The following is a 20,823-nucleotide window of genomic DNA, read 5'->3' as shown; positions in this document are numbered from 1 at the left end:
CTGGATTTAATTGGCGAGGCCGCATGATGCGCATTTTGATGCTCAGCGCGAGATACCTGCCTTTTGCCGGAGGAACGGAAACCCATGTAAGCGAGGTCGCAATCCGGCTGGTGCGCAAGGGGCACACGGTGACGGTATTGACGGGCAATCCCGACGGCCTTCTTCCGGCAGCGGAAACCCGAGACGGCGTGCATATTCTCAGGCTGAAGACGTTTCCCCGTGGGCGGGATTGGTGCTTCGCCCCCGGCGTCTTCAGGGCGGTCGCCGAAGGTGATTGGGACCTGATGCATGTTCAGGGCTACCACACCTTCCTGGCACCGCTGGGAATGGCCGCCGCATCGCGGAAGGGGCTTCCTTTCGTGGTCACCTTTCACAGCGGTGGCCATTCGTCACGATTTCGGTCCTCGATCCGGCGCTTCCAACATAGAATGCTCGCGCCTCTGGCTGCCAGGGCAGCGCAACTCATTGGCGTGTCGCGATTCGAAGCGGATCTATTCAGCCAGAATATGGCAATCGCCAGAGACCGGTTCATCGTTATCCCCAATGGCGCGCGCCTGCCGGAAACGTCCGCGCGGCGACCGGCTTCACCTCACGACAGGCCGCTGATTGTCTCGCTCGGCAGGCTGGAGCGTTATAAAGGTCATCATCGCGCGCTTGCTGCATTTAACGTGCTGGCAACAAAATTCCCTGATATGCGCCTTCGGATCCTGGGAGAGGGGCCCTATGAGGCGAAGCTGCGTCAGCAGGTGGCCGAGCGCGGGCTCGGCAACCGTGTCGAGATCGGGGCAATTCCGCCTACCGACCGGTCCGCGATGGCCGACCTTTTGTCTTCGGCCGCTCTTGTCGTGCTCCTCAGCGATTATGAAGCTCATCCCGTGGCGGTTATGGAGGCGCTTTCGGTCAAGGCTCCCGTACTGACAACCGACACATCCGGCTTTCGGGAGCTGGCTGAGGAGGGCCTTGTGCGATCCATTCCGCTCAACGCTTCGCCAGACTTCACCGCGCGTGAAATGCTCGTCGCCATGGACGCGGGGCCGATCTCAATTGAGACGAAGTTGCCGGACTGGGACGATTGCACGGACCGGCTGCTGATGGTGTACAGACGCGTCCTTTCGCATCCGCAGCCTGAACTGCGAACCGGTCCAGCACTGCTTGGAGATTTGAGGCACGATGACCGTTGTTAAGGGGCGGGCTTCTCCAGGCCGGCAGAAGGCCCACCAGGACGGAGCCTATCGTCATGGCTATCCAGGAAGGGTTTCCATTCCACGCGTCGATCTGTGGATCGCCGCATTTTTGGGCCTGCGCAGGCAGGACAGCGCAGTCGGGGGCGTTGCCAATCCTTCGTCGCTGGGGATGTCGGCGGTCTTTGCCTTCCTATGCAGCTGCGCCCTTGTTGTGGCCGCTCTTGCTGCAAATGCCAGTCGGCTGGGAGAGGGCTGGGCGGTTCCCGCGTTCTATTGCGCCATCGCCGCGATCTTTCTCCCCGCGGCGGCGCGAATAATCCACCCGGGAGCCAGCCGCCTGGAGCGCTTGGCGCTCATAGTGATCGTCACCGCGGCCCTCTTCGTGGTACGCCTCATCCGCGCGCCCGTCGCCTTCATAGACCATGACGAATTCCTGCACTGGGCGACGGTGAACGACATTATCGAGGCGGGGCGACTGTTCCTGCCCAATCCCCTTTTACCGGTCAGCCCCCTCTATCCCGGGCTAGAGCTCATAACGTCCGCCTTGGTCAACCTGTCCGGACTGTCCGTCTTCGCGGCAGCCATCATCGTGTTGGCGGTGGCACGGATGATGCTGATGCTCGCGCTATTCCTGCTCTTTGAGAAGATCACGGGCTCGGCGCGGATCGCCTCCATCGCCTGCCTGATCTACATGGGCTCGTCCGCGTTTTTGCTGTTCGACGTCCACTATTCCTATGAAAGCCTGGCGATCCCCATGCTTGCGGCGGTGCTGTTGGCTTCGGAAAGCCGACGCATGGAGCCAAGCGACGCGGCAGGCTGGCCGATGGTCGCCGCCACCATGGTCCTGATCGTGGCGCTCGCGGTTACTCATCATCTCACCTCCTATTTTTGCACGGCCCTTTTGTGCGGCACGGCGGTGATGGAATGTCTGAGGCAGGGCGCGTCCGTCATGCAGAGGCGGCAGGCGATCCTGCTGGCCTCGATCGCCGTGATTGCTCCGGTCGCCTGGTCGAAGATCGTCGGGAACCCCACCGGCAGCTACATCCTTCCCGTACTGGCAGGCGGCATACACGAGGTAGCGCAACTCGTATCGAGTTCGACTTCGACGCGTAAGCTTTTCGTGTCGGACACGGGAGCCTTGGCGCCTGCTTGGCAACGCTACCTGACGTTGGCGGGCGTCGCGCTGATCTGCCTGGGCCTTCTCACCGGCTTTCTCCGCTCGCTCGTTTTCAATGGGCAGCACCGGAATGCGAGCATCCTCTGGCCGCCGACCAGATGGCGCCTATGGCGGTCAAGCCTTCTCCAGATCCTCGTTTTGGTGACGCTGGCCTATCCCGTCAGTATCATATTCCGCCTGACGCGCAGTGGGTGGGAGATCGGCAACCGCGTCGGCTCGCTATCCTTCCTCGGCGTCGCAATTGTCGTGGCGGTGGCCGTCGCGGCGTTCTGGCACGGCACGTCGCGTGGCTGGCTGCGCGCAACGGCGCTTGCCGCCGCCGCAACGACGGTGCTGATTGCTGGCGTCATCAGCTCCGAGGGACCACGCATCCTGGTTCCGGCTGGCTATGAAGTGTCGGCCGACTCTTCGTCGATAGAACCGATGGGGATCAGCGCCGCAAGCTGGACCAGGGAATGGCTGGGGAGAGACCAGCATTTCGCAACCGACCGGATCAATCGCCTGCTCCTGTCTACTTATGGCCGGCAACAGGTCTCGACCACTCTTGAGAGTGGGCGGGATACAGGCATGGCCATCACCGCAGCCGATCTCGGCCCGATGGAACGTAAGCTGCTGATCGACTCGGGCGTCGGCTTCGTCATGGTCGACCTGCGCATGACCACCGGCCTGCCCGGCGTCGGCGTCTATTTCGACGGCGGCGCGCAGGACCGAAACCACATGGTCCCCCTCCAGTCCTCGTCGCTCCTTAAGTTCAACTCCGAGCCCGATGTCGACCGCACCTTCGACAACGGCTTCATGGTCATTTTCGACGTCGGGCGGCTCGGGAAAACACGAGAGCCCGCCGTCCCTCGCAAGCGGACCGGAGAGCCGGTGCAATCCTTGGGACGAACAGACGGAGATTTGCAATGATCGATAGCCGTATCGACGCTTTCATGTGCGTCCATTCGCGGGACATCGAATATTTACTCGAAGCGTCCCTTCGCTCCTACCAGCAGCATTTCCCCGACAAGGGAAACCTGACCATGGTCACCGACAAGCCGGCGGCTTTAAGAGCCTTCCTCGACGAGAAGGGTCTCGTGCCCGGCGCAGCTGTCTCCGGCGACAACGACTGGCTTTCGGCCAGCGAACTGGAGCTTCCCGGCTGGTTTCGGCAGCAGATCATCAAGCTGCGCGCCTTCGAATTCTGCCGGACCGAGCATTTCTGTAATCTCGGTGCGGATACACTGCTGCTGCGGCCCATCGCGACGACCGATCTGATCGACCGGCGCGACCCGGTTCTCTATTATTCCAGCCACAGGCTTCCCGATCTGCACTACCGTTTCGAGAAGAAACGGTTGCGCAATGTTGCAAAGATCCTCGGCGTCGAGCCGGCCCGGTCTTTTCGCTACGTCGATTTCATCAACGATTTCTTCTGCTTCAAGCGCGAATGGCTCATCGCGCTGAATGACTACATCGCGTCGAAATACGGCTCAAAACCGTACGTCGAGCTGCTCAAGGGTCTCAGCGCGTCAAAAGACCAGACACGGTTCGGGGAATGGACGCTCTATTCCGTCTTTGTGCTCGATGTGATGCACCGGTCGCCGACGATGCGCGATGCGCGCGGGGCCTATCTGACGCAGATCCATAGCCGTCTCGGCCTCACTCTGAGCCGGCTGGACAGCAAGATCGTTCATCTCGTCCAGAAATCCTTCGACCCGAACGTGATCCGCCAGAAGCTCATGAAGGTGAACCCGGGCGCCGCTCAGATCATCGGCGCGACGGCATGGGCGGATGCAGGAGCTCGTCCCCGATGATGGCCCGCCGTGTCTTTCTGGGAATCATTCCGCTGTGGGTTCTTGCCGCTGCGTTGGCCGTAACGTGGCTGCCCGAAACCTTTTCGACCTGGGAGAAGGCCGTCCGCCTAGTGCTCTGCGCGCCGCTGATACTGTATTTCCCGGGCCGCATGCTGGTGGACACCCTGCGCATAGAGGGCGATATGGTCACGAGGGGGACGCTCTCGGTGTTCCTGAGCTTCGCGGCCTGCATTTTTTGTGGGCTTCTGCTGCATGTCGTCGGGCATCTCGATGCGCGGGGCTGGGTCTACGCGCTGGGCCTGACGACTATCGCCGTTCGGTGGCTGAATGTCGTTTTGCAGCTCGCAAGGCCGGTTCCAGCCATTCCCTGGGCTTGGCCCGGCCGCCGTTTTGGGGCCTTCGCAGCTTCCATGATCTTGGCGACGAGTGCCGTCCTCATGGCGCGCCCGGTCGCGCTTGAACGCAAGCCGTTTCAATTCACCGAGCTTTGGATGGTCCCCAAAGGGAACTGGACGAACAATGTGGTAACGGTCGGCGTGCGCAATTCGGAAGACGCTAAGACGCTTTACAGTCTTGACCTTGTTCTGGGCGGCACGCTGATTGGAAAGATGCCAACCTTCGAACTGGCGCCTTCCTCCAGCCAAACCTTCGAATTCTCCGTGCCGACAAAAACGCGCCCCGCCGCACGGCTGGAAGCCTGGCTCTACAAGGACGGCGACAGGGGAACGATCTACCGCAAGGTCTGGATGACCATCGACACGCTCCAGTCCCCGGCACCGACCGGAATAACCCTTCAGTTCGCTCCGGAGACGAAAAATGGATAATGTCCAGCACCTCGTGCCCGGCAAGCTCACGACGGCAATCGTCATCTGCTGCTATTCCGACAAGCGCTGGGGCATTCTGAACAAAGCAATCGAGGCGGCAGCGCGCCAGGTCCCGGCCGCGGACGAGATCGTCGTCATCGTCGATCACAATCCGGCACTCGCGCTGCGTCTGCGCGCCAAGCGCTTCGAAACCCCGGTCAGGATCGTCGAGAATATTCATCCGCCCGGCCTCTCCGGTGCCCGCAACACCGGGATTTCCGTCAGCCGCGGCGAGGTCATCCTGTTTCTCGACGACGACGCCGTGTCGGATCAAGATTTGCTGGCGACCTTGGTGCGGCAACTCGAGGATCCCTCGGTTCTGGGCGCCGTGTCCGCCATCCGCCCGTTGTGGGAAACAGACCGTCCGTCCTGGTTTCCCGACGAATTCCTGTGGATCCTCGGCTGCACCTATCGCGGCCTTCACCCGGGGCCGGTGCGCAACCTCATCGGCGCGTCGATGTGCATCCGCCGCGACGTCTTCGATCATGCGGGCGGCTTCGATTCCGGCTTGGGCCGAACGGCCAAGGCTTTGCCGCTCGGATGCGAGGAAACCGAACTCTGCATCCGTGCAAGCAAGGCCTTACCGCATGGCCGTTTCGTCTTCGAGCCATCGAGCGGCAGCGATCACGCCATACCCGCCGATCGCGCGACGTGGAAATATTTCCTTCATCGATGCTGGGCCGAAGGGCTTTCAAAGGCCAGCCTATCGTTGATGGCAGGCTCCGGCGAGGCGCTGGCGTCGGAAAAGACCTATATGACGAGGACGTTGCCCCAAGGGGTTATGCGGGGATTCGCTGATGTGTTGCTTGGCCAGCCGAGCGGCCTTCTTCGCGCCGTCGCGCTGGGCGCCGGCCTGGCGGCCACTGCGGCCGGCTTCGCTCTCGGCCGGACCCGCGCTGCCCTTAAGCGACCGTTCACCTCGGTTCCTGCTCGCGCTCTCGAACCGGTGGAATAGGCATGATGACCCTCAGCGCCGCCATTGCCAAGGTCCGCAGCCTCCTGATGAATCAGGCGGTTTTGCTCCTCAATGCAGGCATGCTGGGGCTTGGAACGTTGATGACGGCCATTCTCGGCTTCGTCTACTGGTGGTTCGCGGCGCGCTCCTTCTCGGCCGAAGCTGTTGGGCTCGCCGCCGCCGCCATATCGTTGATGAATCTCCTCGCGAATCTCGGTGAAGTCGGTCTCGGGCCCTTCCTGATGGGCGAGATAGGCCGTCAGAAAAGAGCAGGCCCCTTTCTGACGGGCGCCCTCCTGGCCTCGTTCAGCGCCACCATCGTCGTGGGGCTGATCTATCTTGCTATCGCTGCCCGTACATCGACGCAGCTTGGCTCGATCGTCGGTTCCTCCGCGACCGATCTTTTCTTCGTCGCCGGTTGCGCTCTGACGGCCGTGACCCTCGTGCTCGACCAAGCCCTGGTTGGCCTGCTGCGCAGCGGCCTTCAACTGGTCCGAAATGTCGTCTTCGCCGCCAGCAAGCTTCTTCTACTGATCGCTCTCGGCCTGACACTTGGCCGGGCGGCCAGCGAACTGGCGATCTTCACCACCTGGTTTGCCGGGCAGCTTGTCTCGCTGGTCGTCGCGGCCGGGCTTCTTGTTTATGCCGGCAGGCGGGTTTTCCACCGGCCGGAGATCCACGCCTTCCGCCCGGTGCTCGGACAGGTTTTCGGCCATCATACGCTCAGCATGGCTGTTCAGGCGCCGGCGCTGCTGCTGCCCTTCGTCGTCACGGTGATGCTGTCCGCTGAGATCAACGCCGCCTTCTATGCCGCCTGGACGGTGCTGAACGTCGCGCTTCTAGTCCCTGCGTCACTCGCCTCGGTGTTGTTTGCCATCGCTGTGCGGGAGCCGGAGCTATTTCCTTCGCGCCTGCGCCTGTCGCTTGGCTTGTCGATGCTGGTCTGCGCGGCGACCGCCTTGGCGTTCCTCTTCCTGTCGCGCTTCATGCTCTGGATATTCAATCCGGCCTATGCTGTGATTGCAGGAAATGGCCTCCAGTTTCTGGGCGTTGCCGCTTTCGGAATGGCGTTGAAGTATCATTATCTGGCGGTTCAGCGTGTCCGACGGCGCCTGGGCTTTGCTACGCTCGTTCTGACCGGCGGTGCGGTGCTGGAGATCGCGGCCGCCGTCGGTGGTGCGCAATTCGGGATCGCAGGCACAGCCAATTTCTGGGTCATTGCTGTTTCGCTGGAAGGCCTGCTTCTGTGCCCGGCATTGTATTGGGCCACACGGCACACTGCGACGCAGTCCACCATCGCGCCATCAGCGGCTGCCGGTGTCCCGACATACGGCAATTCCCTCGACGAGACAGACCAAATCGGAATTGCGTCACGGGCTTGAAAGGGAGTTTCTTCGCATGAGACGTATTCACCGTTTTCGGAATTTCGCTGTCGGCGCTGCGGCGGTGGCGCTTTTTTGGTCTGCTCAAGTCGGATCTGCGGACGCGCAGTCATCTGCGCAGCAATCTTTCGTCACGACGAAAGAGGGGGGCTTTCTTCTGGACGGCAAGCCATTTCGCGTGGCCGGCGTAAACAACCATTATCTGACATTTGGCTCGCCAGGCGAAGTCACCCGCGTGTTGGACGATGCCACGGCAATGGGTGCCAATGTGGTGCGCACCTTCCTGCAACCGGTTATAGGGTCGCTGGACGGCCAGGTGCCGACGATCTGGAATTCAAAAAGCACGGCCGAATCCAGCAATCTGGGAACCAAGGGCATCTACATGATGAGTTGGGATCCGATAACCAACAAGATGGTTCCCAACGACGGACCTGACGGTCTGCAAAAGGTCGATTACCTCATCGCGGAAGCGGCAAAGCGCAAGCTTAAGCTGATCCTCGCATTCGTCGATTTCTGGGCCTATACGGGCGGTGCCCAGCAGATGAATGCCTGGTACGGGAGTTCGGACAAATACACCTTTTTTGCCGCTGATCCGCGAACCCGACGCGATTACAAGGCATGGGTCGGGCATGTTCTGTCGCGCGTCAACACGATTACTGGTGTGCGCTATTCCGATGACCCCACCATATTTGCCTGGGATCTGGCCAATGAACCTGACATCCATCCCAAACCGCTCCTTCATGACTGGGTGTCGGAAATGTCAGCCTATGTCAAATCCCTGGCACCGAAACAGCTCGTAACGACGGGCCATGGGAACATGGATCAGAAGCTGGCGGATATGAACATTCCGAGCGTCGATTTCGGCACGTGGCATGGCTACCCATCCTACGCCAAAATGAGCCATTCCGATTTCGATGCCCGCATTCGCGAATACTGCGCGATCGGACGAAATATCGGAAAACCGGTGATCCTGGAGGAGTTTGGAATTCCGCGGTCCGATGCCGATCAGGCAAACGCCTATGGAACGTGGCTGAACACGATCGCCACCTCGGATTGCGGAGGCTGGGTGGTCTGGCGGCTTACCAGCACCCAGGACTCGGGCCGCTATCCTGAGGACGACTACGACAAATTCGACATCCATAACGATGGAAGCCCTGCTTGGCAGGCTCTGCGCGACGCCGCCCTCAAGCTTCAATAATCGGGGTCACCAGAGCCTTCCGCCGTCCAGCATTCATCGTCTTGAGCGATGAATCGGGTGTGGCACCGGGTGTTGCCATTCGATTTGATGGCTGCCAACAACATGTGGCATATCGCTTTAAGGCGGAAACCGATTTCAAGACGAAAACACGCGTGACACGACGATCGGAAGCGCGCCCGCGAACCGGGATGGTTGCGCGAACGGACGAGTGATAGCGATCTCAACACGCCAGAATATTGACCTAAATGCTTCCATATTTTCTTGCGATCTAAACTGGGTCTCTAGCTTCGCCAAATATTCGCGGTATATCCAGGATATTGGGGACAAACTGGAGATTTTCGAAGGTCAGCAGTTGGTAATCAGCAGTTGGTAATATGAATAATTCGGACGGCTCGCTCCTAGAAGCGGTATCGTATATTGACTCATCATCGGGCTATCCCGATTCGAAAGAGGGATTCCGGCAGTGAACTCTTCACGCTTTCTCCAATCAATCGTCGAAGCCGAGTCCCATGATACACGCTTGAATTTCGCCCGCGCCGCGATTTTTCAGCTTTATAGTGCTTGCCTGCCAACCGGTTCTGCGCCGGCTCAGTTTTCCGTCGAACTCACTCTATCTGAAGAAGAAGCGGTCACGCTCGTCGTGCGGCCGTTCGTCAATAAGGTCGAAGCACTTGGCGGGCTTGTGAAATCCCTGTTTTCGACAAACGCGAAGACCGTATTGCGGGCCCTGCCATGCAGGGTGGAGGATAAGGTTGGATCCGGCATTGGTTTGATACTTTTCGTCGATGATGAGCCGATGATTACCATCGGATCTCTTGCAGATGATAGCGGACTGTTTCTTCGCCAGATCGAGCCGGCATCCAGGAATACGTCCGGGGTTGCCACAATCGGTACGGTGGTAGGCCAACGGCTTGCCAGTGTGGTTCCTATTCCGACTGGATCTCTCGATCTGCGTAAGCCGAAATAACGGACTTTGACCAATCAAGGTATCAACAGGATACTGCCCGCCGAACGTCCGGATTCCATCTCTTTGTGCGCCTTCGCAACATCGGCCAAACGATATTCGGCGCCGATCTGCGAAACGGGCGTGAGGCAAGGATGACCGGTGCTCCATCTCTACCGAATCACATCACTTTTCACAAAGCCGTCGGCCGCCGGAATATGGCTGATATGTACAATCGGACGGCCGAAATGAGCGGTAACTGCGCGAGCAGGCGGTGATGTTGCAGGACTGGGGCGCGCCTTGACCATCGACCACTGCTTCGGTCGATCGCACTCCGTTGAGAGTCGGTTCGGTCGTTGCCTCACGCATGAAGTCCCGCCAGATATGCGCTGGCAGGTCGCCGCCCGTCACCCCCTTCATCGGCGCGTCATCATCATTGCCGACCCAGACACCCACGACGAGCGCTTCCGTGAAGCCGACGAACCAGGCATCACGATTGTTCTGGCTCGTGCCGGTTTTACCGGCCGCAAACGTGCCGGGATCGGCCCCACGTCCAGTGCCGCGCTCGACCACCAACTGCAGCAGGCCGATGAGGTCGGACTGGTAGGGCGAAAGATCGACATTCGGCTTTGCTTGTGAGCCAACTCGAAACGTCTTGGGCTGCCCCGCCGCCTGGAAGTCGATGATGCCCCAGGGCCTGACAGGTGCCCTGCCGAGTTGGACGGACGCATAGGCGCTGGTGAGATTAAGCAGATTTACTTCTGACGTACCAAGCGCCAAAGACGGCGTGTTGGCCAGTGGCGCATCGATGCCGAGTTCACGCGCGGCGGCAATCACATTGTCCAGACCTACCTCTTCGGCAAGCGCCACTGAGGCGGCATTGAGCGATCGCGCGAATGCCTCGGCAAGGGTTACCCAGCCGCGATAATTGCCACCGGAATTTTCTGGCGACCAGCCATTGATGTCAATTGGCGCGTCCGGAACTTGGTCAGACAAGGTGAGCCCAGCCTTCAATGCTGCGTAATAGACGAATAGCTTGAAGGTGGAACCCGGCTGGCGCATCGCAGTGACGGCGCGGTTGAACTGGCTTGCCTTGTAGTCGCGCCCTCCAACCATCGCTACGACCGCGCCGTCGGGCGTCATAGCAACCAAGGCCGCCTGCGATGCTTCGACTGTCTTTCCCTCACTGTCCAGAGCTCTTTTCACGACCCTTTCGGCGATCTGCTGCAACCGCGGCACCAGCGTGGTGCGCACCGTCGTCGAACCTGGCGAGGAGCCGGCGATTTCGCTTGCTTGCGGTGAAATCCAGTCGGCAAACCAGCTTCCGGAGCGCGGCGTGGGCGTCGTTGGGTGCAGCCTGGCAAAGCTCGTCTTGGCCTCCGCCGCCTGTGGCTCGGTGATCTTGCCATTGGCTGCCATTGCGTCGAGAACCACCAAGGTGCGCTGCCGGGCGCCTTCGAAATTGTCGATCGGATTCCATTGGCTCGGCGCCCGCAGCAACCCCGCCAGCATCGCCGACTCCGGCAGGTTGAGGGCGCCGATGTCCTTGTTGAAATAGATGCGCGCGGCGGCAGGCATGCCGGTGGCGCCCGCTCCAAGATAGACGCTATTGAGATAGCGCGTCAGGATTTCCGCCTTGCCGAGCTTCCACTCCAGCCAGAACGCGATGACGACCTCCTGTATCTTTCGTTTTATGGTTCGGTCGCTGTCGAGGTATTGCAGCTTGATGAGTTGCTGGGTGATCGTGCTACCACCCTCCACCACCGAGCCAGCTTCCAAGTTCCGCAGAAGCGCCCTCCCGATGCCCCTGGGGTCGATGCCGAAATGATCCATGAACCGGCGATCCTCGATTGAAAGGACGGCATCGATCAGATGGGGCGGAAACTGGTCGTATCGAGCATATGGCCCTTGATAAGGTCCCTGTCTTACCAATGGCGCGCCGTCGGCGGTTTCCAGCACGACGACCGGCTTTAACGTTCCATCCCGGATTTCGCTCCAGGGCACGTCTTTCAGTGCCCACACCAGCACGCTTCCTGCGATGAGGCAGACAAGCAAGGCCAACCCGATAGCGAATTTCCGCCAGCCTGCAATGAACGGAGCGCTGCGTCGCCTTTCACGCGGCCTTGAACGCTGACCGCGAATACTGCGCCCCGCTTTGACCAAAGCACTCGTCATCCACTTGTGGGGAGCTGACGCGATTCCGGGCCGCGTCGACCTCAGTTTCGTCCTCCAAAACAACGCGGCCGTTTTGATCTTTGCCAAAGCAGAACTCGCCTGCAAATCTTGGCGCAGCGCACGCAATAGAGTCTTGGCGGCCCGTCGAGTTTGGTCGAAGGATCCGTGGGGTGGTAGCGAGTCGTCGGTTTGAGTGCTTCCCGGCGGATCCGAGGCGGCCACCTGCGCTGGCAAATTTGGTGTCTGATCGCGACCCGAGCTCGAGCTGCTAACGCTTTCATCTGAGGATTCGGGAGAATTGGGCATCGATTACCGCGAAAAAGCCAACGCACAATGACCTTTATAGCCGGGTGATGCGGAGTGTTCCACCGCAAAAGGCCGCAACGGTTCCGAGGAGTTTCCGGGCTCGATGCCCTCTGGCTGCAAGGCAACGATCTGCGCGTCGAAGGGAGGCCGACTTTCGGCTGGGCGTCGAGCGAGTTTTTCGTTGTCAATGCACGACTTGGGAAGCGACCGACATCAATTCCTCGGAATTCGGTGCCTGGAATGTCTGGAGCCCAGCCTCCAGAACTTCAGTGAAGCTCCAGCGTACGATGCCCTCCCGGTCGATTAGGAACTGACCGACAAGCTGCCCGTGATCGGCAGTCATCATCTGCTGATCGGCTTCCGTAATTTGATATCCTTCCTTCTTGTTGAGAAATTCGTCCATTGCCATCACGCCCATAGGCTCGGGCAACTCGCCCGGAAGATCGATCCGTATCGCCATGGCCGTGTCGATCCCGACCTCGCGTAAGCCGAAGGCTTGGTGCGAAGCCCGTACCGGGTCGGAAGCAGCAAGAAGATCGGGTATCGGATGGTAACGGAAATAGAGCCGCGCGCGTTCGACCGGTGTGTTTACCACCGCAAGGGATTGGACGCCTTTCTCACGCAGCATCGGGTTGAGATATGCCATGGCTGCGACATGGCGCCGGCAGAACGGACAATGCAGGCCTCGAAACAAACCGATCAACAATGGGCTGCGGCCGCGAAAATCATCAAGTGCGATCTTCCCCTCGCTCGAGATCGCATCAAACACAACGTTCGGAACCCGGTCGCCCGGTTGTAGCGGATGGTCGACATAGCGCGTGGACATGGACAACTCCTCGCTCGGGGATCAGTCGAGAAAGGCGCCACGTTAAGTGCTTCGAGGTCGAGATTGAGCGTTGCAGGGCCTGACCTCTCGTTTTACCGCACCGCCAGGATCCGATCTAAGAATGGCCCTACATTGGCCCGCGGGCAAGCGGAAAACAGCGAAACGTGAATGGAAAAAGCCCGTTTTCTGCAAACTCTGATTTTTTAGTGGCCGTAGAGGCCGACAGGGAATCCGCCAGCCCGCAGATTCGGCTGCGGTGAGGGGCCAGACTTGCTGGCCCCTTATCTCTTGTCAAATATCGCTTGCGGCACTCGACCAGAGGTCGGCCGCTTCGGCTGCCGTCATGCGCCGTACCTCGGCCTCATGGCTGCGGCTGGCGAAGAGTTCGCTTGCCATGATCTGTTCGGCAAGGTCGGCCGGAAGCGAGAGGATCACGCGGGCTTCGCCATTGTGCAGGCCGCCAAGTTCGGTGCGCTTGCCCGTCACCATGCCGCCGGCAACCGTATTGTTGGTCTCCGGATCGATCAGGATGAAGGAGCCGGAAAGCCGGTTCTGCTCATAGGGGTCGAAGATCGCCGCTTCGTCGAAGACGAGCCGGACTTTGCCGATGGCGTTCATGTAGAGCCGCTGGGCGGCGTTCCAGGCGCCGGTCTTCAGCTCCAGCTGGCTGAGCGGCTGTACCTGCACGCGTTGGCGGCGGCTGCCGCTCTTCAGCCAGTAGCGTTTGCCGGGCTCGATACCCTCGGGCTGCAGCGCGACGATCTGTGCGTCGAAGGCAAGGCCGACCTGCGGCTGGGCGTCGATCGAAACGATCATGTCGCCCCGCGCCACATCCACCTGGCGGTCGAGCACCAGGGTGATCGCGTCGCCGGCAACGGCGGCGTTGCGAACCAGATCGAAGGTGACGATCTTCGAGACATTGGCGACCATGCCCGACGGCAGGATCATGACGCTGTCGCCCGGCTTGACCGAACCGCCGGCAACCGTGCCCTGATAGCCGCGGAAGCTTTCGCCGGGACGCGAGACGCGCTGGACCGAAAGGCGGAAGCCGACCGTCTGCGACGAGCGCACCGTGGCAAGCTCCAGCGTTTCCACCAGCGTCGGGCCGGTATACCAGGGCATGGCGGCCTGGCCGGAATAGACGACGTTTTCGCCCTTCAGCGCCGACATCGGAATGGCAGTGATCTGCTTGACGCCGAGCGACAGGGCAAATTCCCGGAAGTCATGGCTGATCTTGTCGAAGCCGGCGCGGTCATAGCCCGTCAGGTCGATCTTGTTGATGGCAAGCACGAACTGCTTGATGCCGAGCAGCGAGGCGATCGTCGCGTGACGGCGCGTCTGCTCCAGAATGCCGAAGCGCGCATCGATCAGCAGAATGGCGAGATCGGCGGTCGAGGCGCCGGTCGCCATGTTGCGGGTATATTGCTCATGGCCGGGCGTATCGGCGACGATGAAGGAGCGCTTGTCGGTCGAGAAATAGCGATAGGCGACATCGATGGTGATGCCCTGTTCGCGCTCGGCCTGCAGGCCGTCGAGTAGCAATGCGAAGTCGGGCAGGCCGAGATCGTTCTGCTTGCCGGTGGAATCGCGCTGCAGCGTGGCGGCCTGGTCTTCCTTGACCGCCTTGGTGTCCCAGAGCAGGCGGCCGATCAGGGTCGACTTGCCGTCATCGACGCTGCCGCAGGTAATCAGGCGCAGCGGCCTGGTATCGCGCAGGGCCTTGAGCGGCTCGGCGGCGGGCAGGTTGACGACGGTTGCGGCCGAGACGGCGGTTTGGGCTGCGGTCATCTCAGAAATATCCTTCACGCTTCTTTTTTTCCATGGAGCCGGACTGGTCGCGATCGATAGCGCGGCCCTGGCGTTCGGACACCGTTGCAATTTCGAGTTCGGCAATCACCTCTTCGAGAGTGGTGGCCTGTGAGCGGATAGCGCCGGTCAGCGGGAAGTCGCCGAGGGTGCGGAAGCGGATCATGCCTTCCTGGCGGACTTCGCCGGGCAGCAGTTCCAGGCGCGGATCCTCGGCCAGGATCATCATGCCGTCGCGCTCCACGAACGGCCGCTTCTTGGCGTAATAGAGCGGCACCAGCGGAATGTCCTCGGCCTGGATGTAGCGCCAGATATCGACTTCGGTCCAGTTCGACAGCGGAAAGGCGCGCACGCTCTCGCCCTTGCGGATCATGCCGTTATAGATGTTCCAGAGTTCCGGCCGCTGGTTGCGCGGATCCCAGCGATGATCGGGCGTGCGGAAGGAATAGATCCGCTCCTTGGCGCGGCTGGCTTCCTCGTCGCGCCGCGCACCGCCGAAAGCCGCATCGAACTGGCCGGCATCGAGCGCCTGGCGCAGGCCTTCGGTTTTCATGATGTCGGTGAAGGCGGCCGATCCATGCGTGAACGGCGTGATGTTTTCGGCCTTGCCGCGTGGATTGATGTGTTCGATCAGATCGAGATCGTACTTCTTCGCGGTCTCGTTGCGGAAGGCGATCATCTCGGAAAATTTCCAGCCGGTGTTCACATGCAACAGCGGGAAGGGCACGCGGCCGGGATAGAAGGCCTTGCGCGCCAGATGCAGCAGCACCGAGGAGTCCTTGCCGATCGAATAGAGCATGACGGGACGCTCGAATTCGGCCGCAACCTCGCGGAAGATGTGGATGGATTCGTTTTCCAGCGCTTTCAGATGCGGGTCGAGCGGCGCCTTGGCGCTCTGCGGATTGCTGAGTTCCGTATCCGGACGGCTATCGGGCATGTCTTACTCCAGGCTATCGGTCGTTTGCGGCTCACCGCAAAACTTGATGTTGGCTATCCCCGGGAAAGTTGACTTCCCTGGGAATGTTGGCTTTCCCAAGGCTGCGGCGGTCGCCGCGCCCTGATTGGGAAAGCCGTGGGGTGATTTACTGTGCGGCGATCGCTGCGGCCTCTTCGGCGACATGCAGGCCGCATTCGCGCGTTTCGTCCTGCTCCCACCACCAGCGGCCGGCGCGTTCCGGCTCGCCGGGCTTGATCGCCCGCGTGCAGGGCTCGCAGCCGATCGAGGGATAACCGCGGGCGTGCAGCGGATTGATCGGCACGCCGTTTGCGGAAACGAAGGCCTTGATCGCCTCCAGGTCCCAGTCGGCGAGCGGATTGACCTTCAGCAGGTGGCGTTCGGCGTCGTATTCGGCAAAGGGCGTCTCGGCACGGTTGGCCGATTGGCCGCGGCGCAGGCCGGTGATCCAGATCGCGGCACCTTCGAGGGCACGCGCAAGCGGCTTCAGCTTGCGCATGCCGCAACAGGCATGCCGGGCTTCGACGCTCTCGTAGAAGCCGTTGAGGCCGTATTGCGCCGCATAGGCGTCGATATCGGCCTTCTCGGGCTCGAAGCGATGGATATGGATGTCGTACTGGCTTTCGGTCTCTTCGATCAGCGACAGCGTCTCGGCAAACAGCCGGCCGGTCTGCAGCGTCGCGATATCGATCGGCAGGCGGTGCGTGCCGATCTCGGCGGTGATCACCTGGTCCTCGATGCCGAGTGACGTCGTGAACACCACGCGGCCGCCAAGGCCGGAGACCAGCGACAGACGTCCGGCAAGGTCGAGACCCGCCAATCTGTCGTTCAGCGCCTCGGCTTCCGCAATCGGCCCTTCTTCCGCAATCGCATTGATAGCAGTCATGAGAATCCTGTCCTTTGTTGACGGGAGTATCGCAGTTCACGCATGGATCGGACAGAAAAAGGGATTTCGAAAGCTGCGGCCGGAGGAGCAAATATCTCTCCGAAGCTGCCGCGATGCAGAAAAGCAGCCGCCTGCGGATAAAAATCCACATCGGCAGCTCGAATGTCTATAGAAATAGTAGAGTTACACGCAGCCTGTCAATCCGAAATCTGAAGTGATGCCGAAAATGGTGCAGAAGGCGCGGTTTTGGCATAGATTAAGGGAGCTTGGCCGAGAGCAAAAAACAAGGCCAAAACGCTTGTCTCTCAAGGCTTTCTCCGGCGCGTTCAAATTCCGTTCATGCTGGTTGTGCCATAGAGGTGAAAGTACTTCCGTAGCGGTGCGGAAATTCGCGCCGCCTGTGTGTGTCGATGGTCAAAAATGATTACGCAAAAGGCGAAATATGCGCTGCGGGCGCTGACGGTCCTGGCTGATGCCGATGCCGACGAACCGGTGATGATTTCCGATATCGCAGCGCAGCAGAAGATCCCGAAGAAGTTCCTCGAACAGATCCTGCTCGACCTGAAACATCACGGCGTCGTCGCCAGCCGTCGCGGCAAGCAGGGCGGTTACCTCCTGCTGAAGCCCGCCCACACCATCACCTTCGGCGAGATCCTGCGCATCATCGATGGCCCGATCGCGCCGCTTCCGTGTCTGTCGATTACCGCCTACCGCCGGTGCGACGATTGCGACGGCGAACAGAACTGCCAGATCCGCCATGTCTTCGCCAAGGTGGCGGACGCCACCCGCAAGGTGCTGTTCTCCACCACCATCGCCGACGCCATCGCTCCAAAGCACAGCGCCGAAGTCACCCGGCTGCTGGCCTGAGCATACGCCCGCTTCTTTCTTCAAGATTTGGTGAAATCCCTTTTCCTCCGGCTCCGATGCTCCACCTGCCTGTCCATACGGGTAGGGAGGACATCATGTTTAGAATTTCAGCACGGCAAGTAGTGGCTGCGGCCATGCTTTCGATGGCTTTCGCCACCGGCGCAATTGCCCATCACGGCTGGTCCTGGGCCGAGGCGGATCAGATCGAACTGCGCGGCAGCATCCAAAAGATCTCCATGGGTGGACCGCATCCGACGCTCGATATCGCCACCGCCGATGACGGCGTCTGGCTCGTCGAACTCGGCAATCCGCGCCAGACGGAACGCTCCGGTTTCGTCGAAGGTGTGGCCAAGCCTGGCGACCAGGTGGTGGTCCTTGGAAACCGTTCGCAGGATCCAAAAGAGAAGCGGCTGAAGGCCGTGCGCCTCACCATCGGCGAGAAGCGCTACGATATCTATCCCGACCGCATCAAGACGAACTGACCTCTGGGCGAACTGAGCTGTGATCGACATTCTCGAATGGCTGTCGGCAACGACACCTGCGCTCGCGCTCCGGCGCTCCGGAACGCTCTACTTGTTCGTCAACGCAGCCCATATCCTGGCGATCGGCCTTTTGGTCGGCGCCATCCTGCCGCTTGATCTGAGGCTCGCCGGCTTCTTCCGCAAGGTGCCGGTTGAGATCGTTGCGCCGTTTCTGTCACGCGCCGCCGGTGTCGGCCTTGCGGCGGCCATTGTCACCGGCGTCTGCCTCTTCAGCGTCAGGGCGGTCGAATATGCCGGCAATCCCGCCTTCCTTGCCAAGCTTTGCCTGATCGCCCTCGGCCTTCTCAACCTGTCGATCGTTCATTTCGGGCGAGGCTGGAAAACGGCGGTGTCGACAGGCATCGTCCGGCCCGGCCTGCGCTTCTCTGCCGCCCTGTCGGCCGCGGTCTGGATCGCTGCTGTGCTCGCTGGCCGCTGGATCGGATTTCTCTGATGTGATCGTTCCCGATTTCTCGACCGCGGCTCATATGAATTGGGTCAGGTGGAGGGGAGTTGAATACAACACGATGATCCATCATATTGCATTGCAATTGCAACGCATGAGGAACGTCATGAAAACGGCATCTCTCCCGTCCCTTCGCGTGGATCCTGAATTGCGCGCTGCCGCCGAAAGCGTTCTCAAAGAAGGCGAGAGCTTGTCGTCGCTGATAGAAGACTCTCTTCGCCGCCAGATCGATTATAGAAAGACCCAAGCGGAGTTCATCGCACGCGGTCTGGCTGGCTTGGCGGAAGCGCAGCGGACCGGTGTGTTTTATACAACGGACGACATTCAGGAGTTGATGCGCAAAAAGCTTGAAAAGGCGAAAGCCCGTAAAGCAGCGCAGCAGAAATGACCTTCGAGCTAAAGTACACCCAGACCTTCTATGAAGATCTGGACCGGCTTGCCGATTTTCTGATCGAACATGATCCGGATTTGGCGGAACGTGCCCTCAGCGTCATTCAAAAAGCGCTGATGATACTCCAGGATTTCCCGCTTATGGCCAGGCGCGCCTCTGCGGATGATCCTCTGTTGCGCGAGCTCGTCGTGCCATTCGGTTCTGCCGGATATGTCATTCTTTTCAAAGTGATGAGCGAAACGAGCGTCATTATCCTCGCCGTCCGTCACCAGCGCGAAGAAGATTACCACTGACTATCTGTCGCTGACGGCCGCGCGCGGGTTGACCCAGGGTTCCTGGTTAGAGCGTGCCAGCGGCTGTTTGCCGAGGATATGGTCGGCGGCCTTCTCTCCCGTCATGATCGAGGGGCCGTTCAAATTGCCATAAGTGACGTGCGGGAAGATCGAGCTGTCGGCAACGCGCAAGGCATCGATGCCGATTACCCGCGTTTGCGGATCGACCACCGCCATCGGATCGTCCTTGGCGCCCATCCGGCAGGTGCCGCAGGGGTGATAGGCGCTTTCCAGATATTCCCGCAGGAAGGCGTCGATCTCCTCGTCGCTTTGCACGCCTTCGCCCGGCTGGATCTCCGGCCCGCGATAGTCGTTGAAGGCGCTCTGCCCGAAGATCTCCCGGGTGAGGCGCACGCAGTGGCGGAATTTCTCCCAATCCTCCGCATGGCTCATATAGTTGAAGCGCAGCACCGGATCGGCCTTGGGATCGGCGGAGCGCAAGCTCACGCTGCCGCGCGATTTCGACAGGTTATAGCCGACATGAACCTGGAAGCCGTGGCTCTTCGCCGCCGCCTTGCCGTCATAGCTGATCGCCACCGGCAGGAAATGATACTGGATATCGGGCTGCTTCAGCCCAGGTGCCGAGCGCAGGAAGGCGCAGGCTTCGAACTGGTTGGAGGCGCCGAGCCCGCCGCGCGAGAGCAGCCATTGCGCGCCCGCCACCCCCTGCCAGAACCACGGCAGCCAAGAATAGAGCGACACCGGCTTGGTGCTCACCTGTTGGAAATAAAATTCCATATGGTCCTGCAGGTTGGCGCCGACGCCCGGCCGGTCTGCCTTCACCGCAATGCCCATGTCCTGCAGATGTTGGCCGGGACCGATGCCCGACAGCATCAAGAGCTTCGGCGAATTGAACGAGGAGGCCGAGACGATCACCTCGCGGTTCGCCTTCACCACCTCTGTTCTGCCGTTACGTTCGATCTCGACGCCGGTCGCCCGCCCGTCCTCGATCACGATCTTCTGCGCAAAGCCGTAGACGATCCTGACATTCTGCCGCTTCAGCGCCGGCCTCAGATAGGCGTTGGCGGCAGACCAGCGGCGGCCGCCGAAGATGGTCTGCTCCATCAGACCAAAACCTTCCTGCTTGCTGCCGTTATAATCCTCCGTCGTCTCGAAGCCCGCCTGTTTGCCGGCCTCGACGAAGGCTTGGAACAGCGGATTGGTGAAACCGCCGCGCTGGACATGCAGCGGCCCGTCGGTACCGCGCCAGCCTTCTTCGCCGCCATGCGAATGTTCCATCCGCTTAAAATAGGGAAGCACGTCGGCATAGGCCCAGCCGCTGGCGCCGAGCTCCTCCCAGCGGTTGAAATCCTCGGCATGGCCGCGCACATAGACCATGCCGTTGATCGACGAGGAGCCGCCGATCACCTTGCCGCGCGGCGCGGTGATGCGCCGTTTGTTGAGGTTCGCCTCCGGCTCGGACAGATAACCCCAATTATAGCGCTTCATGCTCATCGGCCAGGCAAGGGCCGCCGGCATCTGGATGAACGGCCCGAAATCGCTGCCGCCCGCCTCGATGACGATGACGCTGTTCTTGCCGTCTTCCGACAAGCGGTAGGCGAGGGCGGAGCCGGCGGAGCCCGAGCCGATGATGACGAAATCTGCTTGCATCTACTTGTTTCCCTCGAGCCGCCATCATCCGGCTGCTTCTTGTTTTCCCAGAGCCTGCCCCTCATCCGCCTGCCGGCACCTTCTCCCCGCTCGCGGGGAGAAGGGATATGCCGCACCGCCTTCCTTAACCTCGACGCTGCTTTTAGGGCACGTCCCCTCTCCCCGCGCGCGGGGAGAGGGTTAGGG

General features: G+C 60.6%; 19 protein-coding genes and 1 pseudogene. 13 read left to right on the top strand and 7 right to left on the bottom strand.

Annotation, left to right across the window (positions count from 1 at the left end; all coding sequences use genetic code 11):
- Window positions 1–23: 23 nt before the first annotated feature.
- From GR198_RS31850 to GR198_RS31815, 8 genes are all read left to right on the top strand, one after another.
- Complete coding sequence (locus tag GR198_RS31850; RefSeq protein ID WP_029874352.1) at window positions 24–1,184, top strand: glycosyltransferase family 4 protein; 1,161 nt, start codon at window positions 24–26, stop codon at window positions 1,182–1,184.
- Entirely contained in the window at window positions 1,171–3,270 is a 2,100-nt protein-coding gene (locus GR198_RS31845) for a hypothetical protein (RefSeq protein ID WP_029874351.1), read from the top strand. The genes GR198_RS31850 and GR198_RS31845 overlap by 14 nt, the downstream gene beginning before the upstream one ends.
- Window positions 3,267–4,154, top strand: a complete 888-nt coding sequence (locus GR198_RS31840) for a DUF6492 family protein (protein ID WP_029874350.1) — start codon at window positions 3,267–3,269, stop codon at window positions 4,152–4,154. Before GR198_RS31845 ends, GR198_RS31840 begins: the two co-directional genes overlap by 4 nt.
- Entirely contained in the window at window positions 4,151–4,978 is an 828-nt protein-coding gene (locus GR198_RS31835; RefSeq protein ID WP_029874349.1) for a membrane protein, read from the top strand. Before GR198_RS31840 ends, GR198_RS31835 begins: the two co-directional genes overlap by 4 nt.
- Window positions 4,971–5,972: a glycosyltransferase family 2 protein gene (locus GR198_RS31830; RefSeq protein ID WP_164070260.1), complete on the top strand. Its 1,002-nt coding sequence runs from the start codon at window positions 4,971–4,973 to the stop codon at window positions 5,970–5,972. Before GR198_RS31835 ends, GR198_RS31830 begins: the two co-directional genes overlap by 8 nt.
- A gap of 2 nt (window positions 5,973–5,974) precedes the next feature.
- On the top strand, window positions 5,975–7,354 hold the full coding sequence (locus GR198_RS31825) for a hypothetical protein (protein WP_164054789.1): 1,380 nt from the start codon (window positions 5,975–5,977) through the stop codon (window positions 7,352–7,354).
- Between the two features lie 16 nt (window positions 7,355–7,370).
- A complete protein-coding gene (locus tag GR198_RS31820) occupies window positions 7,371–8,552 on the top strand; it encodes a glycoside hydrolase 5 family protein (RefSeq protein ID WP_164023209.1) in 1,182 nt (393 codons plus the stop codon).
- Between the two features lie 463 nt (window positions 8,553–9,015).
- On the top strand, window positions 9,016–9,519 hold the full coding sequence (locus GR198_RS31815) for a hypothetical protein (RefSeq protein ID WP_164023208.1): 504 nt from the start codon (window positions 9,016–9,018) through the stop codon (window positions 9,517–9,519).
- Window positions 9,520–9,533: 14 nt separating this feature from the next.
- On the opposite strand, the pseudogene GR198_RS31810 reads toward GR198_RS31815, so the two are convergent.
- The 6 genes and pseudogenes from GR198_RS31810 to GR198_RS31785 form a co-directional block, all read right to left on the bottom strand.
- A pseudogene (locus GR198_RS31810) lies at window positions 9,534–9,635 on the bottom strand (quinone oxidoreductase); the annotation flags it as partial.
- A 46-nt stretch (window positions 9,636–9,681) separates the two neighbouring features.
- Window positions 9,682–11,976, bottom strand: coding sequence for a PBP1A family penicillin-binding protein (locus tag GR198_RS31805; protein ID WP_164070259.1), 2,295 nt, complete (start codon window positions 11,974–11,976; stop codon window positions 9,682–9,684).
- Between the two features lie 184 nt (window positions 11,977–12,160).
- A complete protein-coding gene (locus GR198_RS31800; RefSeq protein WP_164070258.1) occupies window positions 12,161–12,802 on the bottom strand; it encodes a peroxiredoxin-like family protein in 642 nt (213 codons plus the stop codon).
- 291 nt (window positions 12,803–13,093) lie between these two features.
- Window positions 13,094–14,590 (bottom strand): sulfate adenylyltransferase subunit CysN, encoded by a 1,497-nt coding sequence (cysN, locus tag GR198_RS31795; RefSeq protein ID WP_029874342.1) that lies wholly within the window; start codon window positions 14,588–14,590, stop codon window positions 13,094–13,096.
- Between the two features lies 1 nt (window position 14,591).
- A complete protein-coding gene (gene cysD, locus GR198_RS31790) occupies window positions 14,592–15,545 on the bottom strand; it encodes a sulfate adenylyltransferase subunit CysD (protein ID WP_164070257.1) in 954 nt (317 codons plus the stop codon).
- Between the two features lie 145 nt (window positions 15,546–15,690).
- Window positions 15,691–16,449 carry a phosphoadenylyl-sulfate reductase gene (locus tag GR198_RS31785; protein ID WP_164070256.1) on the bottom strand — a complete coding sequence of 253 codons (759 nt, stop codon included), beginning with the start codon at window positions 16,447–16,449 and terminating at the stop codon, window positions 15,691–15,693.
- 420 nt (window positions 16,450–16,869) lie between these two features.
- On the opposite strand from GR198_RS31785, the gene GR198_RS31780 reads away from it, so the two are divergent.
- The 5 genes from GR198_RS31780 (at window position 16,870) to GR198_RS31760 (ending at window position 18,987) form a co-directional block, all read left to right on the top strand.
- A complete protein-coding gene (locus tag GR198_RS31780) occupies window positions 16,870–17,316 on the top strand; it encodes an RrF2 family transcriptional regulator (RefSeq protein WP_003546399.1) in 447 nt (148 codons plus the stop codon).
- A 95-nt stretch (window positions 17,317–17,411) separates the two neighbouring features.
- Entirely contained in the window at window positions 17,412–17,798 is a 387-nt protein-coding gene (locus GR198_RS31775) for a DUF6152 family protein (RefSeq protein WP_029874340.1), read from the top strand.
- 19 nt (window positions 17,799–17,817) lie between these two features.
- A complete protein-coding gene (locus GR198_RS31770; RefSeq protein WP_029874339.1) occupies window positions 17,818–18,291 on the top strand; it encodes a DUF6644 family protein in 474 nt (157 codons plus the stop codon).
- 118 nt (window positions 18,292–18,409) lie between these two features.
- The gene (locus GR198_RS31765) at window positions 18,410–18,691 is read left to right on the top strand and encodes a YlcI/YnfO family protein (protein ID WP_164070312.1); all 282 of its coding nucleotides are present in this window, start codon (window positions 18,410–18,412) and stop codon (window positions 18,689–18,691) included.
- Window positions 18,688–18,987, top strand: coding sequence for a type II toxin-antitoxin system RelE/ParE family toxin (locus tag GR198_RS31760; protein ID WP_164070255.1), 300 nt, complete (start codon window positions 18,688–18,690; stop codon window positions 18,985–18,987). Before GR198_RS31765 ends, GR198_RS31760 begins: the two co-directional genes overlap by 4 nt.
- Here the strand turns inward: GR198_RS31760 and betA are convergent, their stop codons facing one another.
- Window positions 18,988–20,637 carry a choline dehydrogenase gene (gene betA / locus GR198_RS31755; RefSeq protein ID WP_164070254.1) on the bottom strand — a complete coding sequence of 550 codons (1,650 nt, stop codon included), beginning with the start codon at window positions 20,635–20,637 and terminating at the stop codon, window positions 18,988–18,990. It lies immediately after the preceding gene.
- Between the last annotated feature and the right edge of the window lie 186 nt (window positions 20,638–20,823).

It is taken from the genome of Rhizobium leguminosarum (assembly GCF_010668065.1).
Lineage (GTDB): Bacteria > Pseudomonadota > Alphaproteobacteria > Rhizobiales > Rhizobiaceae > Rhizobium > Rhizobium leguminosarum_S.
Note: the sequence above shows the minus strand (reverse complement) of the source record. Positions and strands in the feature narration are given on the sequence as shown.